Raw genomic sequence first — 10,414 nt, forward strand, 5'->3', positions numbered from 1 at the left:
GTGGGAGGCTCTACCGTCGTACCGGCGGGCAAGTCAACGTGGACCGTAGGAGTGGCCCCTACCCGGGCCGCTCAGAACGCCTCGTCGGGCACTTCCATGAGGTCCAGGGTGCTGTGCTCCACCATGCGCGCGTTGTGGGCAATGCCCGGCAGCACCTCTCTGCAGAACCAGCGCGCCGAGGCCAGCTTGCCCGCGTAGAAGGCTTTGTCGCCCGGGTTGACCTTGGTGCGCTCCAGCGCCACCGCCGCGTGCCGCACCAGCAGCCAGCCGATGACGACCTCCGCCACGGACATCAGCACCCGGTTGCCCTGCATGCCCGCGTGGTAGAGCGACTCGCCCAGCTTCGCCATCAGCGTGCCGAGCATCGTCTCCAGGTCCCCGAGCGCCTTGCCCAGCGCCGCGCGCTCCCCCTCCAGCTCCTTGCCGCCCAGCTCCGACTCGGCCGTCTGCCGGATCTGCCCCAGCAGGCCCTGGATCGTCGACCCTCCATCGCGCGCCATCTTGCGCAGCAGCAGATCCAGCGCCTGGATGTGCGTGGTGCCCTCGTAGAGGGTGTCGATCTTCTGGTCCCGGATGTACTGCTCCACGGGGTAGTCCATCAGGTACCCCGAGCCGCCGAAGCACTGGAGCGAGACGGCCAGCAGCTCGTACGCCTTCTCCGAGCAGTAGCCCTTCACCAGCGGCAGCAGCAAGTCGTTGAGCGCGTCCAGCTCCGCGGCCTCCAGGGCTCGGTGGCCGCCTTTGATCTCCACCTGGTCCTGGAGGGAGGCGGTGAAGAGGGCCAGGGCGCGCATGCCCTCGGCGTGGGCCTTCTGCGCCATCAACATGCGGCGCACGTCCGGGTGGCGGATGATCGTCACGCGCGGCGCCGTCTTGTCGCGCCCGGCGAGCAGGTCCGCGCCCTGCTTGCGCTCCTGGGTGAAGGCCAGCGCGTTCAGGTACGCGGTGGACAGCGTGGCCATGGACTTCATGCCCACCGCCATGCGCGCCTGCTCGATGATGTGGAACATCTGCCGGATGCCCTCGTGGACCTCGCCCACCAGCAGGCCGCGCGCGGGCTTCCCGTCCCCGAACGTCAGCTCGCAGGTGACGGAGCCCTTGATGCCCATCTTCTTCTCGAGCCCGGTGCACACCACGCCGTTGCGCTCGCCCAGCTTCCCGTCCTCCTCCACCCAGAACTTGGGGACGATGAAGAGCGACAGGCCCTTGGTGCCCGGGCCTGCGCCCTCCGGCCGCGCCAGCACCATGTGGACGATGTTCTCCGAGGCGTCATGCTCCGCGCTGGTGATGAAGCGCTTGACGCCTTCAATCTCCCACACGTCCCCGCCGACGTGGCGGGCCTTGGCGCGCGCGGCGCCCACGTCGCTGCCGGCGTCCGGCTCGGTGAGCACCATGGTGCCGATCCACCGCTTGTCGATCATCTGGGGCAGGTAGCGCCGCTTCTGGGACTCGGTGCCCAGCCGGTCAATGACGCGAGAGACGAGCGTGCCCAGCGTGTAGAAGGCCACGGGGGCGCTGGAGCCCACCAGCAGCTCGAAGGAGGCCCAGGCCAGCGAGGGCGGCGCGCCCAGGCCGCCCATGTGCGTGGGCAGCTCGAACTGGTTCATCCCCGAGTCGAAGTACGCCTGGATGGCACGCCTGAGCAGCGGCGGCAGCTTCACCTCGCCGTTCTCCAGCACGGGGGGGGTGTGCTCGGACTCGGTGAAGCTGGGTGCCACCTCGTCGAGGCACACCTGCGCGAAGGTCTCGAGCGCCTGCCGGGCCGCCAGCTCGTCGATGTCTCCAAAGGGCCCCTTGCCCAGCGAGGTGCGGCCGATGTCGAGGAACTCGAAGAGGTTGAAGTACAGGTCGCGCAGGTTGGGCTTGTAGTGATTCGCAGACGACATCAGACGGACTCCTGCGCCGGTCCCAGGGGCCTGGCCGGCGGCTGGTGGAAGACGGCCCCAGGCTACCGCGAGCGCGCAGTGACAGCGAGGGCGGAGAGGACACGGTGGGCAACCGCCGGGGGGGCCACGGTTCTCCTCGCTGCCAGCCTGACCGTGAGGTAGAGGGGCGGCATGACGGATTCCCAGCAGGCGCTGGAGCGGTTGAGAGAGGGCAACCGGAGGTTCGTGAATCACCTCCGGAGTGCAGAGGTGCTGATCAGCCAGCTCCGGCGCGGCGAGTTGGTGAAGGGCCAGAAGCCCTTCGCCATCGTCCTCGGGTGCTCGGACTCGCGGGTGCCCGCGGAGATCGTCTTCGATCAGGGGCTGGGGGACCTGTTCGTCATCCGCGTCGCGGGCAACATCGTCGCGCCCTCGCAGATTGGCAGCGTCGAGTTCGCCGCCGAGGCCTTGGGCCCCCGGCTGGTGGTGGTGATGGGCCACACCCTCTGCAGTGCCATCGACGCCACGCTCGAGGCCATCGAGAAGCCCAGCGCGCCGCGCTCGCCCAACCTGCTCTCCATCGTGGACCGCATCCGGCCCTCCATCGAAGGCCTGGTGCACACCGAGCTGGCAGAGGATCGGCAGCGCCTCATGCAGGCGGCGGTGCGCGCCAACGTCCGGGCCTCGGTGAGCCACCTGAAGCACGGCTCGCGCATCCTCGAGCGGATGGTGCTCGAGGATGGGCTGCGCGTCGTCGGCGCGGAGTACAGCCTGGAGACCGGCGAGGTGGACTTCTTCGACCTCTGAGTACCGGGCCCCGTTCACCGGAATGAGCCGGGCTAAGGTCCTGCCAGCGTTGGATAATTTGGCTTCTGCTGAATTCTTGCTTTACAGGAATACGAGTGATTGCTAGAAAGGGTCTGCATCGCTAATCCCCCGGAGCGAACGCATGACTCGAAACCTGCTGACGGCCTTGGCCACCCTGACCCTCTTCGGTTGTGGCAGCACAGAGCTCCCAGTCACCTCTTCTCACGAGGTGGATCCCTCGGAGGGAGCGAGTGCGGTGACGCGGGCGCAGCAGGCGTTGAAGAGCCAGAAGGAGATGGGGGAGGAGCTGCTGGCGCGCTCGGTCATCAAGGATGACAACGGCGAGGAGCACGTCCGGTTCGACAAGCGCTTCAAGGGCCTGCGGGTGATTGGCGGCGACATCGTGTCGCACCATGACGCGAACGGCCTGCTGCGCGAGGTCTCCGCCTCCAACAAGGCCAGCCTCCGGGATCTGAGCATGACGCCGGTCCTCGACGCCGCGGGCGCCGCGGTGCTCGCCGAGAGCGCCTTCACGGGCAAGCGGGTGGGCCCCGCCGCGGCGGAGCTCGTCATCTCCGCTCGGGAGCAGGTGCCGGTGCTGGCCTACGAGGTCATCCTGGAGGGCTTCCAGCCGGACGACACCCCGAGCGAGCTGCACGTGCTGGTGAATGCCCACACGGGCAAGGTGCTCGAGAGCTTCGACATGGTCCACACCGCGGCGGCCACGGGCAGCGGCCGGTCGCTCTACTCGGGCACGGTGTCCATCGGCACCAACACCATCACCTCGGGCGGGTACGAGCTGCGCGACGTGACGCGCGGCAACGGCTTCTACACCGCCAACCTGAACGGCGCCACGAGCGGCACCACCACCTTCAAGGACGCCGACAACACCTGGGGCAGCGGCACGACTTCGGATCCCGCGTCGGCGGGCGTGGACGCCCACTACGGCCAGAAGGTGACGTATGACTACTACAAGAACGTCCACGGCCGGAACGGCATCAACGGGACGGGCAACGTGGGCTACAGCCGGGTGCACTACAGCAGCCGGTACAACAACGCCTTCTGGACCGACAGCTGCTTCTGCATGACGTACGGCGATGGTGACGGGGTGGCGTTCAGCCCGCTCACCTCACTGGACGTGGCGGGCCACGAGATGACCCACGGTGTGACGAGCCGCACGGCGGGCCTCATCTACTCGGGCGAGTCCGGCGGCCTCAACGAGGCCACCAGCGACATCTTCGGCTCGATGGTGGAGTTCTACGCGGCCAACGCCAGCGATGCGGGCGACTACCTCATCGGCGAGAAGATCCGCACTCCGGGCACGGCGGGCGATGCGCTGCGCTACATGCACAAGCCCTCGCTGGACGGCAAGTCGAAGGACTGCTGGTACAGCGGCGTCGGCTCGATCAACGTCCACAACTCCAGCGGCGTGGCCAACCACTTCTTCTACCTGCTGGCGCAGGGCTCCAACGGCAGCCCGGCCAGCCCCACGTGCAACGGCTCAACGGTCAGTGGTATCGGCCGGGCGGCGGCGGAGAAGATCTGGTACCGCGCGCTCACCGTCTACATGACGTCGTCCACCAACTTCAAGGCGGCGCGGACGGCCACCCTCAACGCGGCTCGGGACCTCCACGGCTCGGGCAGCACCCAATACAACGCGGTGGCCGCGGCCTGGTCCGCGGTCAGCGTGAACTAGCTTCAGGCAAGGGCCCCTACCCTGGTTGTCTCCTGAAGCATCAAGCGGGCCGGCTCTTACCCCCTGGGAGCCGGCCCGTGGTCTTTGCGGGGCTCAGGACTCGCCGTCGAGCGGGGCTTCGCGGAACACGGCGAGCGAGCGGCCCACGAGCTCGAAGGGGCCGGGCCGCACCGGCTCCGCGCTCACCGAGTCATCGGTCGTGTAGAACTCGAGCTCCCAGCGCTTGCCCTCTGGGGCGTGGGGCACGGTGAAGCGTACGGGCTCATGGTGCGCGTTGAGCAGCACCAGCAGCCCGGAGCCGATGATGCGCTGGCCGCGCTCGTCCGGGGTGGGGATGGCGTCCCCGCCCAGCAGGAACGCCAGCGAGCGCACGAAGGGTTTCTGCCAGTCCGCCTCGTTCATCTCCGTGCCGTCCGGCCGGTACCACGACAGATCCTTGAAGTGCGAGTCCCAGATGTGCTCGCCCTTGAAGAAGCGGCGGCGCTGCAGCACGGGCTGGCGGTGGCGGAACTGGATGAGGCGCGAGGTGAACTCCAGCAGCGCCTTGCGGCGCGCATCCAGGTTCCAGTCCACCCAGGAGAGCTCGTTGTCCTGACAGTAGGCGTTGTTGTTGCCGCCCTGGGTGCGCCCCATCTCGTCGCCGGCCACCAGCATGGGCACGCCCTGGGAGAGGAAGAGCGAGGCCAGCAGGTTGCGCTTCTGCCGCTCGCGCAGGCCGATGACGTGGGCATCCTCCGTCTCGCCCTCCACGCCACAGTTCCACGCCTGGTTGTCGTCCGCGCCGTCGCGGTTGAGCTCGCCGTTGGCCTCGTTGTGCTTGTGGCTGTAGGTGACCAGGTCGTGCAGGGTGAAGCCGTCATGGGCGGTGACGAAGTTGATGCTCGCCTGAGGCCGGCGCCGTGCCTCCTGGAACAGATCCGAGGAGCCCTGCAGCCGGTAGCCCACCTCGCCCGCGAGGTTCTCGTCTCCCTTCCAGTAGCGGCGCAGGGCGTCGCGGTACTTGCCGTTCCACTCGCGCCACGGGGCTGGGAAGTGTCCCACCTGGTAGCCGCCCATGCCCACGTCCCACGGCTCGGCGATGAGCTTCACCTTGGAGAGCACCGGATCCTGGTTGATGATCTGGAAGAGGGGGGCGTTGGGGCTGAACTCGCCCGCGCCCGCGCGGCCCAGGGTGGTGGCCAGGTCGAAGCGGAACCCGTCCACGTGCATCTCCGTGACCCAGTAGCGCAGCGAGTCCGCGACGAGCCGCGCGGCCTGCGGCAGCGAGGCGTTCACGCTGTTGCCGCAGCCGGTGAAGTCCAGGTAGTAGCGCCGGTCCGGCATCAGCCAGTAGTACGCCGCGTTGTCCAGGCCCTTGAGCGAGAGGGTGGGCCCCAGGTGGTTGCCCTCGCACGTGTGGTTGTAGACGACGTCGAGGAGGACCTCGATGCCGGCCGCGTGCAGGGCCTTCACCATGGACTTGAACTCGGCCACCTGGGAGCCCGGCGTGCGGCGGCTGGCGAAGCGCTGCTGGGGGGCGAAGTAGTTGAGCGTGCTGTAGCCCCAGTAGTTGGACAGGCCCTTGTTGTTGAGGAACGAGTCGTCCGGGGCCTCGTGCACCGGCAGCAGCTCCACGGCGGTGACGCCGAGCTTGAGCAGGTGCTCGATGACGGCCGGGTGGGCCAGCCCCGCGTAGGTGCCGCGCTGGTGCTCGGGCACGGCGGGGTGGCGCATGGTGAGGCCGCGCACGTGCGCCTCGTAGATGACCGTCTTGCGCCAGGGGACATCCGGGCGCCGGTCATTGCCCCAGTCGAAGAAGTCGCTGATCACCACGCCCTTGGGCATGCCCGCGGCGCTGTCCTGCTCGTCGCGCGCGAGGTCCTGGTCCTTGTGGCCGAGGGTGTAGCCGAAGACGGGCTGCTTCCAGTCCACCTCGCCGTGGAGCGCCTTGGCGTAGGGATCCACCAGCAGCTTGTGCGGGTTGCAGCGGTGGCCGCGCCCGGGCTCGTACGGGCCGTGCACGCGCAGGCCGTAGAGGCTGCCTGGCTCCAGGCCTGGCACGAAGCCGTGCCAGACGAACTCTGTTACCTCGGGCAGATCGAAGCGGGCGATCTCCCGTGAGGGGTTGCTCGGATCAAAGAGGCAGACCTCTACCCGCGACGCGATCTGCGAGTAGACCGCGAAATTCACCCCAGTCCCGTCATACGTCGCCCCACGAGGGTAGGGCTTGCCTGGCCACACTTCGATTCCCATCACCCTGCCGTCCATCCCATTGTTGAGTGCCGGCCCAATCTGGGTGCTTGCTCGCCGATGTTCAAGATGTGCTCACACTGAATTCCCTTGAACGTCAGTTCCTGCTCGCAGGGGCCTCTCGCCAGCGGGCAGGCGTGCGGCGCGAGGTCTCCTCGACCCTTGGTGTCCGGGTGTCGGCAACCCAACTTCTCTGCGCGGGAAGGGAAGAGGAGCCGAGCCCATGAGAAAAGTCATCCTGGCGGCCGCACTCGCGGCCACGTTCTGTCTGTCCCAGACGAGCTACGCCCAGCAGGGGAGCGGAGGAGCGAACACGGGTCAGCCCGCGGGTGGAGGCCTGGGCGGTCCACCCACGACGGGCTCGTTCTCGGTCCAGAGCCAGCCTCAGGGGAACACGGGAGGCACCGACCCGAGCGGGGGTGTCGGGGGTACAGGGCAGGTGGGCGGGGCAGGGCAGCAGGGGCTTGGCGCGCCAGGGACCGGGCCGAACTTCATGGGGACGGGAGACCCGGCGCCTGGGGCCGCCACGGGTCCGGGACAGACCTTCTATGGCCCCGGTAACTCGGTGGGCACGGAAGGTGCGGGCACGGAGGGGGCGGGCACGGGTGGGGCAGGCACGGGTGGGGCAGCAGGTGGCGGAACAGGGGAAGTCACGGAGCTCGCCTCAGATGAGGCCCAGGCGGAGCTCGCCCGGCTGCGAGCCGAGGTGGATCGGCTCAGCGCGGAGCTCGCCAACGTCAGAGCCGGTGAGGGGAGTGGCACGGGCGGCTCGGGCTCGGAGCAGAACTCCGAGGCGCGGCCCATCGCCAGCGCAGTGTTCGAGGGCCGCGTGAACAAGGTCTCCAAGGGAGTCATCGAGGTCATCGACCGCGAGACAGGTGAGCCCTATGTCCTGCGCGTGGACGAGGACACGCGTGCGCGGCGCGGCGAGCGGCGCATCCCCGTGACACGCATCCGCGAGGGCAGCGAGGTCCGTGCGTCGTTTGATCTGATTGCCGGGGATACCGTCGCGAAGCAGATCGACGTGCTCGGCAAGCGCCGCCGCTGAGCAGGGCACGCGGCGCCGCCGTGGGCATCTCTCACCTGCAGGACAGAAGCAGAGTCCACTGCAGGAAACCCGAGAGCTGAAACGTACGGCGCCACACGTCTCGAGCATACGTCGGGTGATCTCGGCTCTCCAGGTCGCCAAGGTGCGCCCCGTTTTCTCGACCGCGAAGGCAGAGAGCCGATGGGGGCCTCACCCGGGCGGTCACTCAACGAAGGAGAGCAGCACATGAAGCGCATGATTCAGGGACTCCTCCTCGCGGGCTCGCTGGTGGTGGGAGGTGCCGCACTCGCGCAGGGCACCACGCAGGGAGCTACCCAGGGGGGCACCCAGGGCCAGACGATGAAGGACCCCACCGCCAAGGCCGGCAAGGGCATGGCCAAGGGGGGCATGATCGAGCACATGGGGTTCATGGTGCCGGCCGACGAGAGGGCGATGCTCGAGCGGCTGCACCACGTCAACCAGATGGAGATCCAGCTCGGCAGGCTGGCGCAGCAGAACGGCATGAGCCAGGACGTAAAGAGCTACGGTGACATGCTGGTGAAGGATCACACCGCGGCGGACCAGAAGCTGATGACCTACGCGCAGCAGAAGGGCCACAAGCTGGCCGAGCCCAAGCCGCTGAACGACGTGGAGCGCAGGTCCATGGCCGCCCACAAGGCCAACATGGAGAAGCTCCAGGTGCTCAAGGGTCAGCCGTTCGACTCGTGCTTCCTGGCGAGCATGGTGGGTGACCACGACGAGGTGCTCGGCAAGCTGATGGCGGCCCAGCAGAACGTCACCGACGCGGCGGTGACCCCGCTGCTCCAGCAGCACGCCCAGGCTGTCACCCAGCACCGGCAGCAGGCCTACACGCTACTGGGCCGGATTGGCCCGGGCTCGAGCTCTGGCGTGGGCGGCTCCGGTGACATGCACCCGGGCATGGGCCACGACATGGGCAAGGGCACCGGCGGCGCGGGTGGCGTGAACAAGGGGAGCCAGGGCATCGACGACAAGAACACGATGGATCCGGGCAGCAAGAAGAAGTTCTAGGCGCCCCTCGCCACTCCCGCGCGTCGGTTCCTTCGGGAGCCGGCGCGCGGGAGCTCTTTTGTTCCCGCATGGCGAGAGGGCCTCGTGCCGGCCTGGCAGCCATGCGTGCGAGGCGTGCCGGGGTGTTCGGCCGGTCGAGGGCTCACCACCTTTGACTCTGGAGCTGAGCACCTGGAGGCGACGCCATGAGCAAGAAGGACGTGCTGCACATTCCGATCCCTGAGACGCCGCACCCTGGCCGCACCGCGCAGCCGGAGGACGAGAAGCGCGCTCCGAGCGTGCCGCCGCTGCGGCCCTCTGAGGGCCCCGGGAGGACGCCGGCCCGAGGCGATGAGCCGCGCATCATCGAGCCGCAACCCTCGTCCAATCCCTACCCAGGCGTCGGCGTGAGCTGAGCGGCTCAGCCACTCCGCGTCTTGCGGAGGGGGAGGAACTCGGGGCGCCACATGCGCGCCTCGAGGTGCGCCTCCAGATCCTCCGGCAGCTTCTCCGTGGCCAAGCCCTCCCGCTGGGCCTGCCGGATGACCGCTACCGCCACCTGCTTGCTCGCCACATGGATCTTGTCCATCCGCGGGTACAGGCCACCCTGCGCCAGCCGCCCCTTGTCCACGAACTCGGAGAGCGTGAGCGCCGCCGCCGTCAGCATCCCATCCGACACCCTCCGTGCCCGGCACGTCAGCACGCCCAGCCCCAGTCCCGGGAAGATGAACGCGTTGTTGCCCTGTCCTACCGGGTGCGTCGCCCCGTCCCACGTCACGTCCTCGAACGGGCTGCCCGTGGCCACCAGCGCCCGGCCCTCCGTCCAGCGGTAGATGTCCTGCGGCAGGGCCTCGCTGTTCGCCGTGGGGTTGGACAGCGCGAACACCACCGGGTACGGCGTGTTCTCCGCCACCGCGCGCACCACCTCCTCGCCGAACGCACCGCGCTGGCCTGACAGGCCCAGCAGCACCGTCACCTTCGCCGCCTTCACTGTCTCCAGCAGGCTCGGGATGCCGTTCTCGAGCTTCCAGCCCGCCACGCGCGAAGGCTCGTGGGCGAACTCCAGCTTGTACGGCTCCAGCCCGCGCCGGTCCTTGAGGATGAGGCCCTTGGAGTCGATCAGGAAGATGCGCTGCCGCGCCTGCTCCAGTGACAGCCCCTGCAGCTGGAGGCCCCGGGCGATCTGCCGAGCCACGCCCACGCCGCCAGCGCCCGCGCCGTGGATGAGGAACGCCTGCTGCTTCAGGTCCTGCTGGCTGCGGCGCGAGGCCGCCAGCAGCCCCGCGAGCACCACCGCCCCCGTGCCCTGGATATCGTCATTCAGCGAGGGCACCACGTCCTGGTATCGGCTCAGCACGTCGAACGCCTTCTGCTTGCTGAAGTCCTCCCACTGCAGCAGCACGTTCGGGAACCGGCGCTGGAGCGCCGTGACGAAGCGGTGGATGAAGTCGTCGTACTCCTGGCCCTCCATGCGCGGCCGCTTCACGCCCAGGTAGAGCGGATCCTCCAGCAGGTCCTTCCGGTTCGTGCCCACGTCCAGCTCCACGGGCAGCGTCACCGCCGGGTCGATCCCCGCCGCCGCCGTGTAGAGCGACAGCTTGCCGATGCAGATGGCCAGGCCGCCGAAGCCCTGATCGCCAATCCCGAGGATGCCCTCGTTGTCCGTGGCGACGATGAGCTGCACGTCCGGAAACGGCGTGTTCTCCAGCAGCGCGTCGATCTGATCGATGTTCTCCGGGTTCACCACCAGGCCACGCGGGT

Annotated in this window: 8 protein-coding genes; 5 read left to right on the top strand and 3 right to left on the bottom strand. The window is 68.5% G+C overall.

All coding sequences use genetic code 11. The features are described from left to right. Nucleotides 1-71: 71 nt before the first annotated feature. Nucleotides 72-1,886, bottom strand: a complete 1,815-nt coding sequence (locus tag VD972_RS32750; RefSeq protein WP_324992723.1) for an acyl-CoA dehydrogenase — start codon at nt 1,884-1,886, stop codon at nt 72-74. A 171-nt stretch (nt 1,887-2,057) separates the two neighbouring features. Between VD972_RS32750 and VD972_RS32755 the strand changes: the two genes are divergently transcribed. Together VD972_RS32755 and VD972_RS32760 are read left to right on the top strand one after the other, a co-directional pair. Further along, the gene (locus VD972_RS32755; RefSeq protein WP_324992724.1) at nt 2,058-2,672 is read left to right on the top strand and encodes a carbonic anhydrase; all 615 of its coding nucleotides are present in this window, start codon (nt 2,058-2,060) and stop codon (nt 2,670-2,672) included. 142 nt (nt 2,673-2,814) lie between these two features. Further along, a complete protein-coding gene (locus VD972_RS32760) occupies nt 2,815-4,368 on the top strand; it encodes a M4 family metallopeptidase (protein WP_324992725.1) in 1,554 nt (517 codons plus the stop codon). 93 nt (nt 4,369-4,461) lie between these two features. Here VD972_RS32760 and glgX read toward each other — a convergent pair whose 3' ends face one another. Beyond that, complete coding sequence (glgX, locus tag VD972_RS32765; RefSeq protein ID WP_324992726.1) at nt 4,462-6,600, bottom strand: glycogen debranching protein GlgX; 2,139 nt, start codon at nt 6,598-6,600, stop codon at nt 4,462-4,464. 220 nt (nt 6,601-6,820) lie between these two features. On the opposite strand from glgX, the gene VD972_RS32770 reads away from it, so the two are divergent. The 3 genes from VD972_RS32770 to VD972_RS32780 all read left to right on the top strand — a co-directional run bounded on the left by VD972_RS32770 (nt 6,821) and on the right by VD972_RS32780 (nt 9,069). Further along, nucleotides 6,821-7,645: a hypothetical protein gene (locus VD972_RS32770; RefSeq protein WP_324992727.1), complete on the top strand. Its 825-nt coding sequence runs from the start codon at nt 6,821-6,823 to the stop codon at nt 7,643-7,645. A gap of 225 nt (nt 7,646-7,870) precedes the next feature. Next, complete coding sequence (locus VD972_RS32775; protein ID WP_324992728.1) at nt 7,871-8,674, top strand: DUF4142 domain-containing protein; 804 nt, start codon at nt 7,871-7,873, stop codon at nt 8,672-8,674. A 185-nt stretch (nt 8,675-8,859) separates the two neighbouring features. Then, nucleotides 8,860-9,069 carry a hypothetical protein gene (locus tag VD972_RS32780; RefSeq protein ID WP_324992729.1) on the top strand — a complete coding sequence of 70 codons (210 nt, stop codon included), beginning with the start codon at nt 8,860-8,862 and terminating at the stop codon, nt 9,067-9,069. A 5-nt stretch (nt 9,070-9,074) separates the two neighbouring features. Here VD972_RS32780 and maeA read toward each other — a convergent pair. Then, nucleotides 9,075-10,414 (bottom strand): oxaloacetate-decarboxylating malate dehydrogenase (gene maeA / locus VD972_RS32785; RefSeq protein WP_324992730.1); only part of this gene is annotated, 1,340 nt, incomplete at its 5' end.

The sequence above is a fragment of the Hyalangium sp. genome, from assembly GCF_035629615.1.
Classification (GTDB): Bacteria; Myxococcota; Myxococcia; order Myxococcales; family Myxococcaceae; genus Hyalangium.

What these genes read in the sequence shown, in the direction of transcription:
- VD972_RS32750 (WP_324992723.1), bottom strand. Translation starts at nt 1,886, where the DNA reads ATGTCGTCTGCGAATCACTACAAGCCCAACCTGCGCGACCTGTACTTC.
- VD972_RS32755 (WP_324992724.1), top strand. Translation starts at nt 2,058, where the DNA reads ATGACGGATTCCCAGCAGGCGCTGGAGCGGTTGAGAGAGGGCAACCGG.
- VD972_RS32760 (WP_324992725.1), top strand. Translation starts at nt 2,815, where the DNA reads ATGACTCGAAACCTGCTGACGGCCTTGGCCACCCTGACCCTCTTCGGT.
- glgX (WP_324992726.1), bottom strand. Translation starts at nt 6,600, where the DNA reads ATGGGAATCGAAGTGTGGCCAGGCAAGCCCTACCCTCGTGGGGCGACG.
- VD972_RS32770 (WP_324992727.1), top strand. Translation starts at nt 6,821, where the DNA reads ATGAGAAAAGTCATCCTGGCGGCCGCACTCGCGGCCACGTTCTGTCTG.
- VD972_RS32775 (WP_324992728.1), top strand. Translation starts at nt 7,871, where the DNA reads ATGAAGCGCATGATTCAGGGACTCCTCCTCGCGGGCTCGCTGGTGGTG.
- VD972_RS32780 (WP_324992729.1), top strand. Translation starts at nt 8,860, where the DNA reads ATGAGCAAGAAGGACGTGCTGCACATTCCGATCCCTGAGACGCCGCAC.